General features: G+C 67.9%; 22 protein-coding genes. 11 read left to right on the forward strand and 11 right to left on the reverse strand.

Annotation, left to right across the window (positions count from 1 at the left end):
- The first annotated feature begins 95 nt into the window (after window positions 1-95).
- Window positions 96-1,292, forward strand: coding sequence for a DUF418 domain-containing protein (locus tag ACFYTS_RS10820; RefSeq protein WP_387302942.1), 1,197 nt, complete (start codon window positions 96-98; stop codon window positions 1,290-1,292).
- A 9-nt stretch (window positions 1,293-1,301) separates the two neighbouring features.
- On the opposite strand, the gene ACFYTS_RS10825 is transcribed toward ACFYTS_RS10820, so the two are convergent.
- From ACFYTS_RS10825 to ACFYTS_RS10840, 4 genes are all read right to left on the reverse strand, one after another.
- Window positions 1,302-1,661 carry a VOC family protein gene (locus ACFYTS_RS10825; RefSeq protein ID WP_357276583.1) on the reverse strand — a complete coding sequence of 120 codons (360 nt, stop codon included), beginning with the start codon at window positions 1,659-1,661 and terminating at the stop codon, window positions 1,302-1,304.
- A gap of 9 nt (window positions 1,662-1,670) precedes the next feature.
- Window positions 1,671-2,519 (reverse strand): alpha/beta fold hydrolase, encoded by an 849-nt coding sequence (locus ACFYTS_RS10830; RefSeq protein WP_387302944.1) that lies wholly within the window; start codon window positions 2,517-2,519, stop codon window positions 1,671-1,673.
- A complete protein-coding gene (locus ACFYTS_RS10835; RefSeq protein WP_357276579.1) occupies window positions 2,516-3,106 on the reverse strand; it encodes a WHG domain-containing protein in 591 nt (196 codons plus the stop codon). The genes ACFYTS_RS10830 and ACFYTS_RS10835 overlap by 4 nt, the downstream gene beginning before the upstream one ends.
- A 125-nt stretch (window positions 3,107-3,231) precedes the next feature.
- The gene (locus ACFYTS_RS10840; protein WP_387302946.1) at window positions 3,232-3,795 is read right to left on the reverse strand and encodes a TetR/AcrR family transcriptional regulator; all 564 of its coding nucleotides are present in this window, start codon (window positions 3,793-3,795) and stop codon (window positions 3,232-3,234) included.
- 92 nt (window positions 3,796-3,887) lie between these two features.
- Here ACFYTS_RS10840 and ACFYTS_RS10845 point away from each other — a divergent pair, with 92 nt between their 5' ends.
- Window positions 3,888-4,892, forward strand: a complete 1,005-nt coding sequence (locus ACFYTS_RS10845; protein WP_387302948.1) for an aldo/keto reductase — start codon at window positions 3,888-3,890, stop codon at window positions 4,890-4,892.
- Window positions 4,893-4,907: 15 nt separating this feature from the next.
- On the opposite strand, the gene ACFYTS_RS10850 is transcribed toward ACFYTS_RS10845, so the two are convergent.
- Entirely contained in the window at window positions 4,908-5,966 is a 1,059-nt protein-coding gene (locus ACFYTS_RS10850) for a LacI family DNA-binding transcriptional regulator (RefSeq protein WP_387302951.1), read from the reverse strand.
- Between the two features lie 155 nt (window positions 5,967-6,121).
- Between ACFYTS_RS10850 and ACFYTS_RS10855 the strand changes: the two genes are divergently transcribed.
- The 4 genes from ACFYTS_RS10855 to ACFYTS_RS10870 are packed head-to-tail and all read left to right on the forward strand — an operon-like array spanning window position 6,122 to window position 10,075.
- Window positions 6,122-7,447 (forward strand): aryl-sulfate sulfotransferase, encoded by a 1,326-nt coding sequence (locus ACFYTS_RS10855; RefSeq protein ID WP_387302954.1) that lies wholly within the window; start codon window positions 6,122-6,124, stop codon window positions 7,445-7,447.
- A 24-nt stretch (window positions 7,448-7,471) separates the two neighbouring features.
- Window positions 7,472-8,335, forward strand: coding sequence for an ABC transporter permease (locus tag ACFYTS_RS10860; RefSeq protein ID WP_387302956.1), 864 nt, complete (start codon window positions 7,472-7,474; stop codon window positions 8,333-8,335).
- A gap of 2 nt (window positions 8,336-8,337) precedes the next feature.
- Window positions 8,338-9,093: an ABC transporter ATP-binding protein gene (locus ACFYTS_RS10865; protein ID WP_387302959.1), complete on the forward strand. Its 756-nt coding sequence runs from the start codon at window positions 8,338-8,340 to the stop codon at window positions 9,091-9,093.
- A gap of 19 nt (window positions 9,094-9,112) precedes the next feature.
- The gene (locus tag ACFYTS_RS10870; protein WP_387302961.1) at window positions 9,113-10,075 is read left to right on the forward strand and encodes an ABC transporter substrate-binding protein; all 963 of its coding nucleotides are present in this window, start codon (window positions 9,113-9,115) and stop codon (window positions 10,073-10,075) included.
- A gap of 131 nt (window positions 10,076-10,206) precedes the next feature.
- On the opposite strand, the gene ACFYTS_RS10875 is transcribed toward ACFYTS_RS10870, so the two are convergent.
- Window positions 10,207-11,241, reverse strand: coding sequence for a fused (3R)-hydroxyacyl-ACP dehydratase subunits HadA/HadB (locus ACFYTS_RS10875; RefSeq protein ID WP_387302963.1), 1,035 nt, complete (start codon window positions 11,239-11,241; stop codon window positions 10,207-10,209).
- A 95-nt stretch (window positions 11,242-11,336) separates the two neighbouring features.
- On the reverse strand, window positions 11,337-11,981 hold the full coding sequence (locus ACFYTS_RS10880; RefSeq protein ID WP_387302966.1) for a hypothetical protein: 645 nt from the start codon (window positions 11,979-11,981) through the stop codon (window positions 11,337-11,339).
- Window positions 11,982-12,096: 115 nt separating this feature from the next.
- Between ACFYTS_RS10880 and ACFYTS_RS10885 the strand changes: the two genes are divergently transcribed.
- The 4 genes from ACFYTS_RS10885 (at window position 12,097) to ACFYTS_RS10900 (ending at window position 14,902) form a co-directional block, all read left to right on the forward strand.
- Window positions 12,097-12,324: a hypothetical protein gene (locus tag ACFYTS_RS10885; protein ID WP_387302969.1), complete on the forward strand. Its 228-nt coding sequence runs from the start codon at window positions 12,097-12,099 to the stop codon at window positions 12,322-12,324.
- 105 nt (window positions 12,325-12,429) lie between these two features.
- A complete protein-coding gene (locus ACFYTS_RS10890) occupies window positions 12,430-12,984 on the forward strand; it encodes a carboxymuconolactone decarboxylase family protein (protein WP_387302971.1) in 555 nt (184 codons plus the stop codon).
- 85 nt (window positions 12,985-13,069) lie between these two features.
- Window positions 13,070-13,897: an alpha/beta fold hydrolase gene (locus ACFYTS_RS10895; protein WP_387302974.1), complete on the forward strand. Its 828-nt coding sequence runs from the start codon at window positions 13,070-13,072 to the stop codon at window positions 13,895-13,897.
- A gap of 162 nt (window positions 13,898-14,059) precedes the next feature.
- Window positions 14,060-14,902 carry an SDR family NAD(P)-dependent oxidoreductase gene (locus ACFYTS_RS10900; protein WP_387302977.1) on the forward strand — a complete coding sequence of 281 codons (843 nt, stop codon included), beginning with the start codon at window positions 14,060-14,062 and terminating at the stop codon, window positions 14,900-14,902.
- Between the two features lie 35 nt (window positions 14,903-14,937).
- Here ACFYTS_RS10900 and ACFYTS_RS10905 read toward each other — a convergent pair whose 3' ends face one another.
- Window positions 14,938-15,219, reverse strand: coding sequence for a hypothetical protein (locus ACFYTS_RS10905; protein WP_387302979.1), 282 nt, complete (start codon window positions 15,217-15,219; stop codon window positions 14,938-14,940).
- A 291-nt stretch (window positions 15,220-15,510) separates the two neighbouring features.
- Here ACFYTS_RS10905 and ACFYTS_RS10910 point away from each other — a divergent pair, with 291 nt between their 5' ends.
- The gene (locus ACFYTS_RS10910) at window positions 15,511-16,227 is read left to right on the forward strand and encodes a VIT family protein (protein ID WP_387303786.1); all 717 of its coding nucleotides are present in this window, start codon (window positions 15,511-15,513) and stop codon (window positions 16,225-16,227) included.
- A 9-nt stretch (window positions 16,228-16,236) separates the two neighbouring features.
- Here the strand turns inward: ACFYTS_RS10910 and ACFYTS_RS10915 are convergent, their stop codons facing one another.
- From ACFYTS_RS10915 to ACFYTS_RS10925, 3 genes are all read right to left on the reverse strand, one after another.
- Window positions 16,237-16,947 carry an SDR family NAD(P)-dependent oxidoreductase gene (locus ACFYTS_RS10915; RefSeq protein WP_387302983.1) on the reverse strand — a complete coding sequence of 237 codons (711 nt, stop codon included), beginning with the start codon at window positions 16,945-16,947 and terminating at the stop codon, window positions 16,237-16,239.
- A gap of 95 nt (window positions 16,948-17,042) precedes the next feature.
- Window positions 17,043-18,659, reverse strand: a complete 1,617-nt coding sequence (gene nuoN / locus ACFYTS_RS10920) for an NADH-quinone oxidoreductase subunit NuoN (protein ID WP_357276541.1) — start codon at window positions 18,657-18,659, stop codon at window positions 17,043-17,045.
- Window positions 18,656-20,281, reverse strand: coding sequence for an NADH-quinone oxidoreductase subunit M (locus ACFYTS_RS10925; protein WP_387302986.1), 1,626 nt, complete (start codon window positions 20,279-20,281; stop codon window positions 18,656-18,658). The genes nuoN and ACFYTS_RS10925 overlap by 4 nt, the downstream gene beginning before the upstream one ends.
- Window positions 20,282-20,298 lie beyond the last annotated feature (17 nt).

Here is a 20,298-nt window from a genome sequence, read left to right on the forward strand (position 1 = left end):
ATGACTTCCGGGCCTGTCAATACCTCGGAGGTCGGACAGGGAATCCGGGGCCGCGGTGGATGTGTCGGAGGCGCTGCCGGAAATAGCGTGAGGGCATGTCCGAACAGCTCGAAACCCAGGTAGCCGGTGTGACGCAAAGGCAGCGCATCGGGGTGGTCGACAGCCTGCGCGGGTTCGCGCTGTTCGGGATTCTGGTCACCAATACCGTGGTGGCGACCATGCTCTGGTCGTCGCCGGGCGCGGGCGCCGATCCGCAGCCGATGTTCGACGGCACGCTGGACCGGTTCGTCTACGGGCTGATCGACGGGTTCTTCCTCGGCAAGTTCTATCTGCTGTTCGCGTTCCTGTTCGGGTACTCGTTCACCTTGCAGATCGCGGCCGCCGGGCGTGCGGGCGTCGCGGCCACGCCCCGGCTGTTGCGACGCTGCCTCGCGCTGTTCCTGATCGGTCTGGCGCATCTGCTGCTGTTGTGGATCGGCGACATCCTCACCCTGTACGCCGCCCTGTGCCTGATCCTGGTGGCGCTGCGCTGGATTCGGCCGCGCCCGGCCCTGATCACCGGCCTGGTGCTGTATTTCGCGTTCGCGTCGCTGGCGTTCCTCCCGGGCAACGGGGGACTGGCCGGGCTGGGCGAGGTGTTCGACTTGCAGCGGATGCATGATGGCTACACCGGCAATGTCGGTGACACGCTGCGCGCTCAGCTGGAGTTCGGCCCGAAGTTCATGATCTTCACCTGGATCGGTCAGGGCCTGCCGGCGCTGGGGATTTTCCTCGTCGGCTTGGCGGCCGGCAAGCGCCGCGTGTTCGAGGACGCGGACTGGACGACCCGGTGGCTGCCCCGGGCGCTGGCGGTGGGATGCGGTGTGGGACTGCCCGTTTCCGCCGTCACAGTGACGTTGATGACGCTCCACGGGGAACTCCCGTCGTTCTGGTACGGGGTGCAGGAACTCGCGGATCCGTTGCTGACACTCGGATACGCGGCGGGCATCGTGTGGCTGGCCCGCTACCGGTGGGCCGGCGCGGTGGGCTGGCTCGCACCCGCCGGGCGGATGGCGGCGACCAACTACATCGGGCAGTCGGTGGTCCTGATGCTCATCTACACCGGATACGGCCTGGCACTGGCCGATCGCGTGCCTCCGGTCGTGGTCGTCGTGATCGCGGTTGCCACGTATCTGGCGCAGATCCGGCTGAGCGCCTGGTGGTTGCGGGCTCATCCGTACGGCCCGGTGGAGTGGCTGCTGCGCACGGCGACCTACCTGTCGATCCCCGTCTGGCGGAAACCGACAGCGTAGGCGCGCTGTTCAGGGCAGGTCGTAGGCCGTGGCGTGTCGCGGCTGGTACAGGCCGATCTGGCCCGCGCCCGGCACCTTCAGCATGGTGAGCAGGCCCCACCCGGCATCGGTGACGTCCGGGGTGAATTCGACGCCCTTCGACCGCAGGTCGGCCACGGTGGCGTTCAGGTCGTCGCACATGAGGTACAGCTCCGCCTTGCCGCTGTCGGGGACCTGCGCGGGATGCACGGCGAGTTCGGCGGGCGGCGACTTGAAGATGAGCCACCCGTTGTTCGCGTCGACATGGGCCAGGCCGAGGACGTCACGGAAGAAGGCCCGTGCCGCGTCGGCGTCCTCGGCGTAGAGGATGGTGTGCGCACCGGTGATCATGTGCCGACGCTAACAGCGCCCGGCCGCTCCAGCGCGCAGGTGCGCCGTCAGGATGTCGCCCAGTTGCGCGGCGAATTCGACGGCCTCGGTGCGCATCCCATTGTGGGCGCCGGGGAACTCGGTGACCTCGGCCCCCAGTCGGCGAGCGATCTCGACGGCGGGACGGTACGGCAGGCAGCCCTTCGTCTCACGCCCGGCGGCTATGACCAGTCGATCGGCCACGGGGGTGAGCGCCGCGAAATCGGGCAGGTACGAGGTGAATTCCCGCAGCTCGTGTTCGAGCATCAGCGGGCCGTTGGCGGCCAGTCGCGCCCACATCTCGGCGGCGCGCGGCGCCAGTTCGTCGGGCAGCGGGGACGGCTTCATCGCATTGCCGATGCCCGCCAGGAAGCGCACCGACGCCGGGCCGGGGCCTTCGGTGCGGAACAGCGTGTAGACCTCCTCGATCATGGCGCGCTGTTCGGCGGCGTCGGGAAGTACGGCGAAGCATGGTGGTTCGTGCGCGATCAGCAGCGACACCTGCTCCGGATGCCGGGCCAGCAGATCGAGTCCGACGATCGCGCCATTGCTGGCGCCGACGACGAGCGCGGGCTCAGCGGTGAGGTGGGTCAGCAGCCGGTGGACGTCGTCGCTCTGCACGCCGACCCGCTGCGTCTGCGGCGGACCGTCGAGGACACTGCGCGAATAGCCGCGCTGGTCCAGCGAAGCCACCGTGAACCGGTCCTCGAGCAGCTCGGCGATCGGGTCCACCGAGGCCGCGTCGCCACCGCCGCCGGGCAGGAACAGCACGAGCGGGCCGCTGCCGCGTACCTCGTAGTAGATGGTCGCGCCCGGTACCGGTAGCGTCTCGGATCTCATTGCGGGGTCTCCTGTTTCGATGTCGGCCACTGGGTCAGCAGCAGATGCAGGGCGTCGAGGATGCGCGCCCAGGACCCGTCGGTCTCACGGGAGTGGTTGAAGCCGCCGACGGTCTCGAGCGTCGCGAAACCGTGGAAGGTGCTGCGCAGCAGCCGGCCCGCGTCGATGAGCTCGGCGCCGTCGAGGTCGTAGCCGCGCAGCAAAGCCTCGGTGAGTTGCACGCTGCGGACGGCCCCGGGAGCGTCGGCGATGGCCTCGATGTCGAGCTTGCGCTGGGTCGCGTCGTAGCGGCCGGGGTGTTCGCGGGCGTAGTCGCGGTAGGCGTTCGCGAAGGCGATCAGCGCGTCGCGGCCGGCGCGCCCCTGGACCGCCACGCCGATCCGGTCGGTCATCTCGACCGCCGCCTGCAAGGCGATGCGAGTACGCAGATCCTGCAGATTCCGGACGTGGGAGTAGAGGCTCGGATCCTTCACCCCGAAATGCTTGGCGACCGCGGCCAACGTCACGTTGTCGAACCCGACGGCATCGGCCATCTCGGCGGCCGCCTGCGTGATGCGTTCGGCGTTCAGACCCACCCGCGGCGACATCAACCCACTCCCTCCTAAGTTCATTAGGTTTACGCCTAATATACCTAGGTTTGGTGGCGGTCCAAAACCCGGCGAACGCCGCGCGAAGTCGCGAACGTCCTCACGGGCCGGGCTCACTCGTTCCGCTACCGCCCGCGCAGTCCCTCGAATGCCAGGGATATCGCGCGATGTCGGGCGGTCTCGTCCCAGCCGTAGTGCTCGGCCGCTGCGCTCAGCCCGTACAGGGTCATCAGGAGGTCGGGCGGTTCCAGGTCGGATCGGATTGTGCCGGAGCGTTGTTCGGCGGTGAGCAGGTCGGTGAGGGTCGCGCGGAGGTCGGCGGCGATGGCCTGGAGGGCGGGGGGCTTGTCCGAGGCGGGGGTGGAGGTTGTGGCGCCGAGGTGCTTCTTGACCGTGGCCTCGGCGACTATCCAGTCGGCGACCTCGAACAAGGCGAGCGAATCGGGCTGGGCGGCACGGGTTCGCGCCTGGCCGGCCAGTCGTCGCATGCGTTCAGTGACGATCGCGTCGACCAGATCCCGCTTGTTCGGGAAGTGGCGGTAGATGGTGCCGACACCGACGCCCGCGGTGCGAGCCACCTCCTCGATGGGGACGTCGACTCCGTATGCGGCGAAGACGGATTCGGCGGCATCGAGCACCCGGACGCGGTTGCGCTGGGCGTCGGCGCGCAGGACGCGTTCGCCGGTCATGACGGCGTTCCATTGACAAGCGGAATCAGTATTCCGTATTTTCCAAGCGGAATCATGATTCCGATTCTATCCATCTCGGGGAGGACATGATCATGTACAGGACCTTGGGGCGTTCCGGATTGAAGGTTTCGCCGATCAGCTTGGGCGCCATGAACTTCGGGGACTCGGCGTGGTTCGCCAGTTGTGATGCGGCGCAGGCTCGGCGGATCATCGATCGGTTCCTCGATGCTGGGCACAACACCATCGATACGGCGGATGCCTATACCGGCGGGGAGTCGGAGCAGGTGATCGGGCGGGCGCTGCGTGGGCGTCGCGACCAGGTCGCGGTATCGACGAAAGCGTTTCTGCCGCAGGGGGACGGGCCCAATCAGCGCGGGCTGTCACGGGCGCATCTGACGAGGGCGCTCGAGGCGAGTCTGCGGCGACTGGAGACCGATTACCTCGACCTCTACTACTGCCATCAGTGGGACGCCGGGACGCCGATCGAGGAGACGATGGCCACGCTCGACGGGTTCGTCCGGTCCGGCAAGGTTCGCTACCTCGGCTGCTCCAACTTCACCGCGGCGCAGATCGTGGAATCGCAGTGGGCCGCACAGCGGGTGGGCGGGACGCCGTTCACGGCGCTGCAAGCGCAGTACTCGCTCGTCGCTCGTGCGATCGAGGCGGAGATCCTGCCCACGTGTGAGCGCCACGGGCTGGGCGTCACGGCCTGGAGCCCGCTGGGCTCAGGGGTGCTGACCGGTCGGTACCGGGATACGAGTCCCGCGGCCGACAGCCGACTGGGCCGGTTGCTCGCCTCAGCGGCGCCGACGGCACAGCGTTGGGCGGGAGATCTGCTCACCGACCGGAACCTCGGTATCGCCGGTGAAGTAGCGCGGATCGCATCGGATCTGGGCACGACATCCGTCGCCGTCGCGCTCGCATGGGCCCGTAGCCGACCGGACATCTCGTCGATCCTGATCGGGCCGCGCACCCTCGAACAGCTCGAGGACAACCTCACCGCGATCGAACTGCCCGTGGATATCACCGAGCGCCTCGAAGCGCTGTCCGCTCCCAGCAACACACCGGTCAACGGAATGTTCGGCAACGCGAGCTGAATCCGGCCGACCCGGTCATCCGACGGGCGAAGACGCAAGCCGCTCCGGCGTGCAGCCACAGGTTTCGCCGAGGCTGAGGTGGACGCCGAAGGGCGACGGGGGAGCGCTGGGGGAGTTCGTGTTTCCGGCTGCGTCGAGGACGCGGGACAGGGCCGTGCGGGCGATGTCGTCGATCGGCTGCTGGACGGTGGTGAGGATCAACGGGGCGTATGTGTTCGCGGCGTCGGCGTCGTAGCCGACGACGGCGACGTCCTCGGGGATGCGCAGTCCGGCATCGGCCACGGCCCGCAGAGTCGCGGCGGCCTGGGCGTAGGTGCCGACCACGAGCCCGTCCGGAGTGGGATGGTCGGCGAGGTAGCGCCGTACGGCGTCGTACGCGCCCGCCGGCGTGAGGTCGGTGGGAATCCGTTGTGCGGCCGCGGGTCCGACGACGGAGACATAGCCCTCGTAGCGCTGGGCGACGGTTTCGCGGTCGCCGTGCGCGACCTCGTCGGGGGTGAATCCGCCGACGAAGACGATGGATCGGCGCCGATGATCCCGGGCCAGATGGTTCGCGGCCAGCCGTCCCGCCTGCGCATGGTCCGCGCCGACCATGCCGGCGTCGACGTGGTCGCGGTTATTGTGCACCCAGACGATGGGAATGCGGGCCTGCCTGCACAATTCGGCCGTCGCGGGACCGTTGGCCCCGCCGACCACGATCAGCCCCTCGATGCCGGAGTCGACGAAGGCGGCGGCGAATTCGATCTCGCGTTCGGGGTCGTAGGCGGTATTGCCGATCAGAGTGAGGTGGTCGCGGTGGCGGGCCTCGATCTCGATGTGGCCGACCAGGGTGCCGAAGAGGGGGAGGCGGACGTCGGGGACGAGCAGGCCGAGGTGCCGCCAGCGTCGCGGGCGCCGCAGGGCGCGCGCGGCGCGATCGGGGCGGTAGTTGAGTTCGTCGAGGGCGGCGGTCACTCTGGCGCGCAAGGCGTCCGAGACCGGACGGGGACCGTCATTGAGAACATAACTGACGACGGCGGTGGAGGTACCGGCTCGCCGGGCCACATCGGCGAGGGTGGCGCGTTTGGCAGTCACGTTGGTCCCAACTCTCGTCGCTCGCGGGCCGGTTGCCCAGGCTTGAAATCGTTCTGATTCTTACAGTCTCCGCACCGGTTCCGTCCCGCGCAAATCGATTAGATTCGTTACATCCGCGACCCGACCGCTTAACAGCCGACTGATGGAGTGAATGCATGGCCTTCGTACGACTCACCGGTGTCACCTATTACGAACCGGAATCAGCCCATGACAGCTACATCGTGTTCACCGGCGCGGACTCCGTCACCCGGCTCATCGACATGCACGGCGCGGTGCACCACGAATGGTCCTGTGCCGGTGTGCCGCCGCGCATCCTGGATCCGGCACTGACCGGGCGGCTGGGTGACATCGGGGTGCAGCTCTCGCTCAGTGGCGATCCGCGTGGCGGGATCTACGCCAATGGCACTGTGGGACAACTGACCTGGGACGGCGAGCGGGTGTGGGAGTGGGGCACGCAGGCTCCGGGCGGCGCGGCCCGGCAGAACCACGACTGGGAACTGCTGGCCAATGGCAACCGCCTGCTGCTGGTCACCATTCCCCGCGTGGTTCCGCAGCTGGGCTCGACCGTGGTGGGCGACCAGGGGCTGTACGAGGTCGCTCCGGACGGGTCGATCGTGTGGGAGTGGCGGGCCGGTGACCATCTCGACGAACTCGGATTCTCCGAGGCCGGGTGGGATGCCCTGCGCGAGACCGTCGCTCGCGACCCCGACGATGCCTGGGGCTATCTGGAGATCAACAGTGCGAAGACGCTGGGACCCAACCGCTGGCATCGCGCCGACCCCGACAGCGTGTTCCAGCCCGACAACATCCTGATCAGCAGCCGCAAGGCCAATGTGGTGGCGCTGATCGACAAGGCTTCGGGTTCGATCGTCTGGAAGCTGGGCCCGTACTTCGACGCCGAGGCCGGGGCGCAGCATCAGCGGATCAATGCGCACAAGGTGCCGCGGCCGCTCGATCAGATCTCCGGACAACACAATCCGCATCTCATCGCCGACGGCCTGCCGGGCTCGGGCAATATCCTCGTCTTCGACAATCAGGGCGGCGCGGGGTATCCGCCCGCGGCCCTGGGCATCTACGCCGGATCCCGGGTGCTCGAGATCGATCCGACGACCCGGCAGATCGTGTGGCAGTACACCGCGGAGGATTCCGGGCTGCCGTCGTGGACATTCTTCAGCTCGTTCGTCAGCAATGCCCAGCGACTGACGAACGGCAACACCCTCATCACCGAGGGCATGACCGGCCGCCTGTTCCAGGTCACCCCGCAGGGCGATGTGGTGTGGGAGTACGTGTCGCCCTATGAGGGTCGAGGGGTCGCCGGTGAACCCGAGGTGCACGAGCCGCGCGTGCCGGGCGTGGACCGGCTCAGCGACACCCCGCTGGTGTACCGCGCGCAGGCCGTCCCCGCCGAATGGGTGCCGCTCGAGCCGCATCCCGATCTGGCCGCCGTCGATCTGCGGACGACGGTCCGTCCCACCACCTAGCTCCGCCGAATTCAGGTGAATCCCATGACATCGAGCGTGCAAACCACGTCGGGCCGCACAGCGTCGCGACCGCCCGCCGCGGTGGCGGACGAACCGCGCCGGACGCGGCGGCCGTACCCGCGCTGGTCACCGCGATGGCGAACGATCGGCGGCACGGCGGCCGGGATCGGATTGGCCGTGCTGGCCTGGTCCCTGGTCGCCGCCGCCGAACCCTTTCCCCGCCAGCTGTTTCCGACCGTCCCCCAGATCCTGACCGCCGGGCACACGCTGTGGACCGAGGGTCTGCTGATCCCCGACCTGACGGCGAGCCTGCGCCGGGCGGTGTTCGGTCTGCTGCTCGGTGTGGCCGCCGGCGTGTTCGCGGCCGTCCTCACCGCGAGCACCGGGGCCGGGCGGGCCTTGTTGCAGCCGGTGCTGCGCCTGTTGTCGCCGGTGCCGACGATCGGTTTGGTGCCCTTGGCGATTCTCTGGTTCGGGATCGGCGAGAACAGCAAGATTCTGGTGATCGCCCTGGGTGTGTTCATTCCGGTCTGGATCAACAGCCATTCCGGATTCTCCGGAACCCCGGCCGACTACCTGCAAGCCGCACGCTGCCTCGGCGCGGGGCGCTGGCAGACGCTGACCCGCGTCGTCATCGCCGAAGGGCTGCCCGATGTGGTGGCCGGTGTGCGGGTCGGCGCGGCCATGGCGTTCGTGCTCATCGTGGTCGCCGAGATGACCGGCACCACGGCGGGTCTCGGGTATCGGATCTATCAGGCGCAGCTGTTCTCCCAGGCCGACCGGCTGATCTTCTGCCTGCTGGTGCTCGGGGTCCTGGGTGCGATCGGTGACGCCGTGATCGCGGCGATCAGCGCCCCGGTTCAGCGCTGGGCGCGGGAGGTGAGCTAGTCATGGCGATCGCCACCCGCGACCTGACGGTCCGTTTCCCGAACACCCCGCAGCCCACCCTGCACGGCATCGATCTGACCGTTCCGGATGGCTCGTTCACGGTGCTGGTGGGCGCGTCGGGCAGCGGCAAATCGACACTGCTGCACTGCCTGGCCGGGCTCATCACACCCACCTCCGGCGCCGTCACCGACAATGGCGTGCCGGTGCTCGCCCCCCATCCGCGGCGCGGCGTCGCGTTCCAGCGGGACGTGTTGTTCCCGTGGCTGAGCGTGGCGGGCAATATCGACTTCGCGCTGCGTGCCCATCGGGTGCCGGTTCGCTTGCGCGGCAATCGGATCGACGAGCTGCTCGACCTGGTCGGGCTGCCCGCCGAGGTGCGGCGCAAGCGGCCCGCCCAGTTGTCGGGCGGCATGCGTCAACGCGTCGGGATCGCACGCATGCTCGCCGGCGAACCCGAGATCATGCTGATGGACGAGCCGTTCGCGGCGCTGGACGCGCTGACCCGGCTCAATATGCAGGACCTGCTCATCGATCTGTGGACCCGGCTGCAACGCACGATCGTCTTCGTCACCCATGACGTCGACGAGGCGATCCGGTTGTCCGACACCATCAGCGTGCTCGCGGGCGGGCGGATCACCAATCAGATCCCCAATCCGCTGTCCCGGCCCCGGCCCGCGGACGCCCTGGCCGACCAGCCCGGCTACAGCGAACTGCGCCGGCTGCTCCACCACGAACTCGGTATCCAGCACGCGATATGAAGAGAAGAAGAGAACAGTCGTGAAGAAACTCCTCCGCCCCCTGACCGCCGCCCTGGCCGTACTCGCCCTGGCACTTCCGCTGACAGCGTGCGGGTCCTCCGATGATTCCGACCCCAAGACCCTCACCGTCGGATTCGTGGTCGACCCGTCGTGGGCGCAGATTCCCGTCGCCCAGCAGGCCGGATTGTTCACCGAGCACGACGTGAAAGTGAAGGTCGTCAATTTCTCGACCGGCGTGGAGGCGTTGCAGGCGCTCGCCGCCCACCAGGTCGATATCGCCACCGCCGCCGACGTGCCGACCTCGGCCACCCTGCCCCGGTCGCCCGCGCTGCGGGTGGTCGGGGACGGATCGCGGTGGCAGGGTTCACGAATCATCGCCCGGCGCAGCGCCGGAATCACCTCGGTCGCGAACCTGGCCGGGCATTCGATCGGCACGCCGCTGGGCACCAGCGCCGCCTACTTCGCGTCGAATGTGCTCTCGCACCACGGTATTTCGGCGAATCTCGTGCAGGTCGCGCCGTCCGCGACGTTGACCGCGGCGGCCCAGCACAATGTCGACGCCGTCTCGATCTTCCAGCCCTACCAGGCCCAGGTGGCCGAATCGCTGGGTGACGACGCCGTCGAGCTCACCGGCGGCGCCTACAACCAGCACAGCCTGTACCTGGCGACCGATACCGCCATCGCGTCGAAATCGGCGGCGCTGACGGCGTTCTTCGCCGCGCTGGGGGAGGCCGGGACCCAGCTCACCGCGCGCTCCGGCGAGGCGGTGTCCGCAGTCGCCACCGCCACCCAGCTGAGCCCGGCGTTGCTCGCGAAGATCCTGCCCGAGTTCGACTACACCCTGCAGTTGCGGCCGGAGCTCGCCGATACCCTCGCCGAGCTCGGAACCTGGGCCAAAGACCAAGGGAAGGTCGACCGTTCGACGCCGCTGCCGGACTACAAGACCCTGCTCGACGCCGGATTCGTCCCCCACGGCAACTGATCGGTCAGAGGGCGGCGAGGCGGGCGGCGGTGTCGAGCGAAAGTGTTGTCATGGCAATCAGATTCGCCGTGATCGCCGACGGCATCCAGGTGGTGTCGTGGCCGGGGATGACACCACCTGGAACGTCGTGGCTAGGCGAGTCGGACGTCCGCGGTGGCGAGACCGAAGATCTTGCGCCCCGCTGCCTTCGCGACGATGACGACCACGGCCGTCCGGGTCTCGGGATCGAGCGACTTGATGCGGCCGGTGAATTCGACGACGCCCGCCGAGGCGGCTTCGATCACCGTGTAATTCGACAGCCGGACTCCGTAGCGGAGCATGGCGCCCGGGTCGCCGAGCCAGCCGGTCACGAATCCCGCGCCCAAGCCCATCGTGAGCATGCCGTGCGCGATCACGTCCGGAAGGCCAGCGAGCGTGGCGATCTCGGCATGCCAGTGGATCGGGTTGACGTCGCCGGAGACCCCGGCGTAGTTGACCAGGTCGCCGCGGGTCAAGGTCACGGTCCGAGGGGGAAGCTCGTCACCGACGGCCAGGTCCTCGAATCGCACCGACGTGAGCGGGGTCCGCAACCGCGACACCGGAGAATGCCGTGCGGCGTCGCCCGGCTCGGGCACCCGGGCCGCGTCGGCGCCAGCGGCGGGCGTCGATTCGAGCCCGGTCATCATGACCCGGTCGATCGTGGCGCTGATATCGGCGTTGACGTCCTCGCCGGTCAGCCCCACGACGGTGGTGTGCATGACCTGCATGATGTCACCGGCCATGTCGCTGAACGTGTTCGTGATGGTGAGCAGATCCTTGCCGCCGATCCGGCGCACCGAGGACAACTCGACATCACTGACCAACCGCTCGCCGGTCACCACCGGCTTGTACATCTCGAAGACCTGATCGGTCTGCACGATCACGTCGTAGCCTTCGAGCACGGTCTGCAGCAGCTTGCGATTGGCCAGCATCGCCGCGGTGGAGATGAACGTGGTCGGCGCGATCAGCCCGGCGTATCCGAGCCCCTGGGCGGCGTCCTCACTCCAGTGCGCGGGGTGGAAGTCCTGGACCGCTCGCGCGTACTCCCGGATCTTCTCCCTGCCCACCTCGTAGTAGTCGTCCAGGCGGTAGTGATGCCCTACCAGCCCCGCTACGTCGAACGTCGCCTCCACCAAGCCCTCCTCCATCCGGATTCCTTCCACACGGTAACCGGTGGTGGCCCACCGACATCATGAGTGAAACGACACCTTCTCACACGATTCGGCAGCCGTGGCGGAAAACATCAGAAGGGATACTCCGCACACAGTCGCCCTGAGAAACTACGAACGGCATGCTCCCGCATCCGCCACCCGTACACCGCATCCGAGCCCAGATCCGTATAGGTCTCGAACTCGCACCGGACGAATCCTGCCACCTCCGCCACATATACATCGAAGCCCGGGTACATCAGCCCCGCGTACGGCATGTCGTCGACATCCAGAGCGAGCACGGGGTACTCGCCCAGCGAATCGGCCGCCCCCACCGCCAGCACCCGCCGCGAGTCCGACCCGCCCGGCAGCAGGAAACACTCCGGGAACCGCTCGGCCAGCCCCTCGAAGGTCTCACCCCAGGGCTGTCCCAGCTCATCGCCGACCAGCTCGTCCAATGGCCGCGGCGCGAATCCGCCGTCCTCCGCGAACCATCCGCAACGCTCGAACAAACCGGTATCGAACGCGAGCCACTCTCGAAGGCTCGGCGAGAGCGGCCGCCCCGATGGAAACACCGCCCCGGCCAACGCTTCCTCGTCCATGGGCCGTGGTTCACCCGCCACCCACGGTGTGTAACCGACCCACGCAACAGGCTCGAACATCGCCCGGCCGGGCTCACTCCGCACCGACTCGACCACCCGCCGCGTCAAGCCGGCCCCGTGCTGCGCTTCTTCAGTCATGGCGCGCAAGCTAACAGGACAGTCCGACGAAATTGCCTGCCGGGAACGGCAATCCACCGTTCCCCGGGGGCGTCACCCCCAGGAACCGGGCGGTGCCGGTGCCAGACTGGGGTGCGTGAGCGAGCACGGGGAATTTCTGAAGGCCAAGCGGGCGGCGGTATCTCCGGACCAGGTGGGGTTGCCCGCGGTGGGGGACGTGGAACTGGATTGGCACGTGCTGCAGGTGCTCACGGCCAAGGATCAGGCGCTGGTCACCTATACCGCGCCGGAGGGTCGGACAGCTATGAGAAGTTGCGGATTCTGGGGTCGTGGAATGCCTCGGGTCCGGTGTCGCGGGCGGTAGACGCAGATCACTGAAATCGGACACGCATTGCTACTACAAGCCGTCGCAGGTTCGGCCTAGGCTGATACGCAGGGAAGATCCCGTGAAACGCCATGGGGAGGCATCATGCGCGCAATTGCCCGAATCATTCATTACGTCAAGGCCTTCGGTCGGGCTCGCAAGAATCAGACCGATCTGTTCGGCTGGCTCATCCGGCGGCCGCAGCTGCTGATCGGCACCCTGCTCCACGAGACGATGCTGCTGTTCTCCAACAAACTCGACCCGACCCTCAAGGAACTGGCCGAGCTCAAGACCGCGGCACTGGTCAACTGCCAGTTCTGTCTCGACATCGGCTCCACGCTGGCCCACTTCGGCGGGGTCACGGCAGCGCAGGTCACCGACCTGCCGACGTATCAGGACAGCGATGCCTACAGCGACACCGAGAAGCTGGTGATCGCCTTCGCCGAGGCCATGACGGTCACGCCGACCGCACTGGACCTCGATGACCTGCGCACCCAGCTGCTGAGCCGGATGAACAAGTCCCAGTTGACCGAACTGACCGCCGCCATCGCGTGGGAGAACCAGCGGGCGCGGCTGAACCAAGCGCTCGGCGTGCGTCCGCTCGGCTCGGCCGAGGGAGTCGCCTGCGCGCTGCCCGAATCCCGCCGTCAGGTCGGCTGAGGCTGTTCCGTTCCCGCGGCGATGAATTCGGCGCGGTCGGACCGTCAATCCAGGTGTCCCTCTTCCGAGCCACTTGGAGCCACCCATGACCTCGACCGCACCCGTCACGTCCGGAACCGTCGCGGTGCCCGACGGCACCATCTACTACGAAGTCCGCGGCAGCGGCCCGCTGATCGCACTGGTCGGCGCCCCGATGGATTCCGGCCCCTTCGGCGTGCTGGCCGAACTGCTCGCCTCCGACCACACCGTCCTGTGCCCCGACCCGCGCGGCCACGGGCGCAGCACCGTGACCGACGCCGACAAGGACTCGACGCCGGAACTGCGCGCCGACGACCTGGCCCGCGTGATCACCCACATCGGTCAGGGTCCGGCCGTGGTGCTCGGCTCCAGTGGCGGCGCGATCACCGGCCTGGCGCTCGCCATCGACCGGCCCGAGCTGGTGTCCACGCTCATCGCGCACGAGCCGCCGCTGCGTGAACTGCTCGACAACCGCGAAGAACTGCGGGCTCGGACCGACGAGATCGTGGACGTGTACAACACCGGTGACGTCATCGGCGCGATGCGCAAATTCGGTGAGATGTCCGGTCTGTACATGCCGGAAGAGATGCTGCAGCAGATGTTCGGCGACGAGCGGGACCCCCAGGCGATCGCCTCCGACGACTTCTTCTACCGCCACGAACTGCACACCACCTCCGGCTGGCAGCCCTCCCTGGACGCGCTGCGCGCCACCCCGACGACGATTGTCATCGGCATCGGCGACGAGTCCGCGGGCCTGTTCTGCGACCGCACCTCGCGTGCCTTGGGCGGTGAGCTGGGCATCGAACCGACCCTCTTCCCGGGTGGCCACGCCGGGTTCATGGAACAGCCCGACGCGTTCGCCGAGCGGGTCCGCGAAGTCATCGAGGCCGACTAGCCGGTTCGTCGACGGCCATGTGTCGAGCCGGGGCGCCGGCGCATGGCCGTCGACGATTGACAGCGAACTGCCCCCGTCGTAATTTACCGATTAGTCAATTCGTGTGGGTCAAGATCCAGCTACCCGCATCCGCCGACCTCGCCACCGACGACGGGTACCGATATGAAGAACTATCTGGCCACCGCGCTGCTGCAGCCGACGCCCTCGATCCGATCGATCGTCGGCGCGACCAGCACACCCGATCTGCACGGCCGCACCGTGATTCTGACCGGCGCGTCCTCGGGCATCGGCGAAGCGACCGCGCATCTGCTCGCCGACCGCGGAGCGCGGATCCTCGCGGTGGCCCGGGACCGGGAACGGCTCGAGCGGACCTGCGGGGCCATCACCGCCGACGGCGGCGTCGCCCACCCGATGCCCTGCGATCTCACCGATCCCGAACAGGTCGGCGAGCTGGCGGCCACCGTGCTCGAACATTTCGGCACTCCCGACATCGTGGTCAACAATGCGGGGCGGTCCATCCGCCGCAACGCCTTCGACGCCACCGACCGGGCCCACGACTACGAGCGCACCATGGCCGTGAACTACTTCGGGCCTGTTCGCCTGACCCTGGCCCTGCTGCCCGCGCTGCGGGCGGCCAACAGCGGCCACATCATCAATATCGGCACCTGGGGCACCACCGCCGGTGTCATGCCCAAGTTCAGCGCGTATCACGCCTCGAAGGCCGCGCTGGCCGCATTCGGGCGCAGTCTCGGCGCGGAGTGCCATGACACCGGAATCGCGGTCACCACAATCGGATTCCCGCTCGTGCGTACGCCGATGATCAGCCCGACCAGTGACTACGACACCCAGGCCGCGCTGACGCCGGAGCAGGCCGCGGGCTGGGTGCTCACCGCGGTGCGCGACCGTCCGGTCGAGCTGTATCCCACGTATGCGGCGGCCTTGCGGTTGCTGTCGACGGTGTCGCCGCGGCTGGCGGACAGCCTGGTGCGTGCGGCGGGCATCTGACCGGTGCGGTCACGCGATGTCCGGCGTGGCCGGGGTCATTCCAGCGGCGGAATCGCCCAGCGCGCGTAGGTGTTTTCGGGGCTCACCGTGATGATGTCGGCGACCTGCACGATGTCATCGGGGATATGCCCGCCGAAGTGCGCGAGGCTGGGGATGATCACCGCGTCGGCCTCCATACGGGAGACCAGGGTGCGGACCCGGACCAACGGCCGATCGGTCTCGGGACCGAAGACCACCGTCTTGCACAGGTCATAGCCGAGCCGGCGAGCCAGATGCTGGATCTGAGCCTCGTCCCACTGCTGCTGTGCCCCCGACACATCGTGCCGGAGGTATCCGATCGCTGACGGTTGTGGCCGCATCCTGCCGCTCTCTTACCCGATCCGCTTGGCGCCGAAGACAACGCTACGGCCAACCCGTGCCGCGCAGGGCCCGAATCCACCGAGAATCTGCTTGTCGCAAACGTGTCGCGATCGCCGTGTCGCGGATCACCCGGGGTGTGTACCGCGCCGAAACCCCTTGATATGCAATGCATTACCTAATTTCGGTGAGCCTTTCTTTGCTGGCGGCAAATGTTGTGAACTACTACCGTTCCCCCGGTGAGGGACGAAATGACCGGTTCGGTGGCGCTCGCGCATCCCGCCGAACCCCATGCGACAGGAATGGCGACTCGCCTGAATTGGCTGCGTGCGGGCGTTCTGGGCGCGAACGACGGGATCGTCTCCGTCGCGGGGATTGTCGTCGGTGTCGCGGCCGCGACGAGCAACAGCACCGCGATCCTGACCGCGGGCGTGGCCGGACTCGCCGCGGGCGCGGTGTCGATGGCCCTCGGCGAGTACGTCTCCGTCAGCACTCAACGCGACAGCGAACGCGCCCTGCTGGAAACCGAACGCCGTGAATTGGCAGAACAACCCGAAGCCGAGCTCGCCGAACTGGCCGCCATCTACCGCGCCAAGGGCCTGTCCGCGGCCACCGCTCAGGCTGTGGCCGAAGAACTCACCGCCGCGGACGCATTCGCCGCCCATGCCGAGGCCGAACTCGGTATCGACCCAGACGACCTCACCGACCCCCTCCACGCGGCCCTCTCCTCGGCCCTGTCCTTCACCCTCGGCGCACTGCTCCCGCTCCTGGCAATCCTGACGCCCCAGGCGATCCGGGTTCCCCTCACCATGGGCGCGGTGCTGGCCGCCTTGGCCCTGACCGGCGCGGTCGGCGCGCGCCTCGGGCAAGCTCCCGTCGCCCGCGCGACCATCCGCGTCCTCGCCGGCGGCGCGTTGGCGATGATCACCACCTACGCCATCGGCCACCTCGTCGGAATCACCATCTGACCCACCCGATCACCAGGGCAGCGGGCCCTTCGCGTCGAAGAAACCACCCGTCGGCCCGTCCGCCCCGATCTGCGCCATCCGCACGATGATCTCCGCCGCCTCCCGCACCGTCTGATGCCCGAGGTTGTGGTTGAGATCGGTACCGGTGTAACCCGGTTCCACCGAATTGATCCGAATACCCGGAAAAGCCTTGGCGTACTGAATCGTCAGCACATTCACCGCGGTCTTCGACGCCGGATACGCCACCCCCGGATACCGACCGGCGGTGTCCCCATCCGTTGCGAGCCTGTTCAACGACGCCAGCCCACTACTCACGTTCACCACAACCGGTGCGTCCGCCTTCCGCAGCAACGGCAGAAAGGCCTCCAGCACCCGCACAGTCCCGAAAACGTTGGTCTCGAACGTCTCCCGCATGATCTCGGCAGTCATCTCCCCGGCCCCCAACACGCTCCCGTCCGCACTCATCTCCGCCTGAATCCCCGCATTGTTGATCAACACGTCCAGCCCACCCTCGGCCTCGATCGCCGCGACCGCCGCGCGCACGGACTCGTCATCGGTGATATCGATCCGAACAGCCCTCGCCCCCACCGCTTCCGCGGCCGCCAGCCCCCGCCCGGCATCCCGACTCCCGAGATACACCGTGTGCCCCTCCGCCACGAGCCGCCGCGCAGCCTCGAACCCGATTCCCTTATTGGCACCCGTAATCAGAATTCTGCTCATGCCCCGAACCTAGAATCTGGAGCACACTCCAAGTCAATACCAATCGGGCTCGCCGCGAAATTCGCGGCGAGCCCGATTCATTCGATCCGGTGGGTTCAGTGGGTGAGGGTGGCGGCGTTCTTGGCGAGGTCGAGGAGGGGTTGGGGGAAGATGCCGAGGACCAGGGTGGCTGCGGCGGTGAGGGCGATGATGGTGCTGGTGAGGGTGGGGTGGACGACGGTGGGCGGGGTTGCCGGGGCGTCGGTGAAGAACATGAGGACGATGACTCGGATGTAGAAGAAGGCGGCGATGGCGCTGGAGATGACACCGACGATGACGAGGGTCGCGGCCTCGCCGCCGGTGGCGGCGGCGAAGACGCCGAACTTGGCGATGAATCCGGAGGTCAGGGGAATGCCGGCGAAGGAGAGGAGGAACAGGGAGTAGGTGGTGGCGAGCCAGGGGGAGCGGCGGCCCATGCCTGCCCAGGCGGGGAGTGCGGTTGCCTCGTCGCCGTTCTCGTCGCGGACCAGGCTGACCACGGCGAAGGCGCCGACGGTGCCGAGGCCGTAGACGGCGAGGTAGAAGAGGATGGAGGAGACGCCGGCGGTGGTGGCGGAGACCAGGGCCGTCAGGATGAAACCGGCGTGGGCGACAGAGGAATACGCGAGCATGCGCTTCATGTCGGTTTGGGTGACGGCGAGGATCGCGCCGACGACCATGGTGGCGATGGCGACCGCGGCGAAGACCGGACGCCAGTCGTTGCGCAGGTTGGGGACCGCGACGTACAGCACCCGCAGCAGTGCACCGACCGCGGCGATCTTGGTGGCGGCGGCCATGAACGCGGTGACCGGGGTCGGCGCGCCCTGGTAGACGTCGGGGACCCAGGACTGGAACGGCACCGCGCCGATCTTGAAGAGCAGGCCGACGGCCAGCATGGCGACGCCGATGACGGCCAGGGTGTGCGACTTGCTGTCGTCGCGGGCCACCGCCTCGGCGATGCCCGCCAGCCGGATCGTTCCCGCGTAGCCGTAGAGCAGTGCCATTCCGTAGAGGAAGAAGGCCGACGAGAACGCGCCCAGCAGGAAGTATTTCAACGCGGCCTCCTGGGAGAGGAGACGGCGACGGCGGGCCAGGCCGCACAGCAGGTACAGCGGCAGCGACAGCACTTCCAATGCCACGAACATGGTGAGCAGATCGTTCGAGGCGGGGAAGAGCATCAGCCCGCCGAGCGCGAACATCGTGAGCGGGAAGACCTCGGTGGTCGCGATTCCCGCTTTGGTGGCGGCGATCTCGTCGAGGCTGCCGGGCGTGGAGGCGGCCTGCGGGGTGAAGGCGTCGACCCCGCCGCGGGAAGCCGTGAGACTCCAGGTGCCGGGTCCTTCGCGGCGCACGGGCATCCGGTCGGCCCGCCGCTCGGCGATGAAGAGCAGTCCGAGAATGCCGACCACCAGGATGGTGCCCTGCAGGAACAGGGAAACCCCGTCGATGGCAACGGCTCCCACCACGGCGGTCGCCCGGACATCGCGCAGTCCGATGACCGCGCCCAGCGCGACCGCCATACCGCCGAGCCCGAGCACCAGGTGGATCACATAGCGCGACGCGCGCGGCGCGAACGCCTCCACCAGCACCCCGGCGACCGCGACACCGAACACGATCAGCATCGGTGACAGGTACCGGTATTCGATGCTCGGTGCCGGGACCGTCGCGGCGGCGAGCAGCAGACCTCCACTCATTTGTGGGCACCTCCGGTGTTCGTCTGGGCGGCTTCCGGCTGCACCGCCGGGGCCGGATTGTGCTGTCCGATGGTGGTGAGGGTGCGGGCGACGGCCGGATCGATCCGGTCGAGCACCGGCTTGGGGTACGCGCCCAGGAACAGCAGGGCGATGATCAGCGGGACCACGACCACCATTTCGCGGGGCAGCAGGTCGTAGAGCCGCTCATTGCCCTCCTTCACCGGGCCGGTCATCATCCGCTGGTACATCCACAGCACGTACACCGCGGCCAGCACCAGCGCGGAGGCCGCGATCACGGCCGCCACCGGGTAGCGCGTGAATGTGCCGATCAGCACCAGGAATTCGCTGATGAACGGGGCGAGCCCGGGCAGCGACAGCGTGGCCAGGCCGGAGATCAAGAAGGTGCCCGCCAGGATCGGCGCGACCTTCTGGACGCCGCCGAAGTCGGCGATGAACCGAGATCCGCGCCGCGACACCAGGAATCCGGCGATGAGGAACAACGCGGCGGTGGAGATGCCGTGGTTGATCATGTACAGCGTCGCCCCGGTGCCGCCCTGGGTGGTGAGCGCGAAGATGCCCAGGATGATGAACCCGAAGTGCGAGATCGAGGTGTAGGCGATCAGCCGCATCACATCGGTCTGCCCGATGGCCAGCAGCGCCCCGTACAGGATTCCGATCACCGCGAGCACGCTGATCAGCGGCGCGTATGTCGATGTGGCCGAGGGGAACAGCAGCAGGCAGTAGCGCAGCATGCCGAAGGTCCCGACCTTGTCGACCACCGCCATCATGAGCACCGCGCTGGCCGGGGTGGCCGCCACCGCGGCGTCCGGCAGCCAGGTGTGCAGCGGCCATAGCGGCGCTTTCACCGCGAACGCGAACATGAATCCGAGGAACAGCGCGTTGAGCACCGCGGGCGTCGCCCCGAGCTGCCCGGAGTTGGCGGCCTCCATGACGGTCCGGAAGTCGAAGGTGCCGCCGCCGTGGCTGCCCAGCTTCTCGCGCGCGGTGATCACGTAGAGCCCGATCACCGCGGCCAGCATGATGAGTCCGCCGAACAGGTTGTACAGCAGGAACTTCACCGCGGCCCGCGCCCGCTGCTGACGCAGCGCCATATCTCCGGCGCGGGGGCCGAAGCCGCCGATGAGGAAGTACATCGGGATCAGCATGACCTCGAAGAACACGTAGAACAGCAGAATGTCCAAGGCGGTGAACGAGACCAGCACCATGGATTCCACGACCAGGGTGAGCGCCACGTAGTAGTGCGCGACCCGCGGCCCGGTGCCGACCTCCCGCTCGTCCTGCCAGCCCGCGATCAGCAGCAGCGGCACCAGTCCGGCGGTGAGCAGGACCAGAACCAGAGCGATCCCGTCGAGGCCGACCGTGTAGCCCGCCCCGAAGGCCGGGATCCACTGCCGGTCCTCCACGAACTGGTATTGCGCCCCACCGGTTTCGAACCGGGTGGCCAGCCAGATTCCGATCCCGAGCGTGCCCAGCGAGACGATCAGCGCGAAGGCCCGCACCGCGGTCCGCTGTCCCGCAGGGAACAGCAGCGCGAGCGCCGCCCCGCCGAGCGGCACCGCCCACAGCAGGGTGAGCCAGGGAAAGTCGCTCACGGAGTTCATCGGTGCGTTCGCAAGCT

The sequence above is a fragment of the Nocardia sp. NPDC004151 genome, from assembly GCF_042874235.1.
GTDB lineage: Bacteria > Actinomycetota > Actinomycetes > Mycobacteriales > Mycobacteriaceae > Nocardia.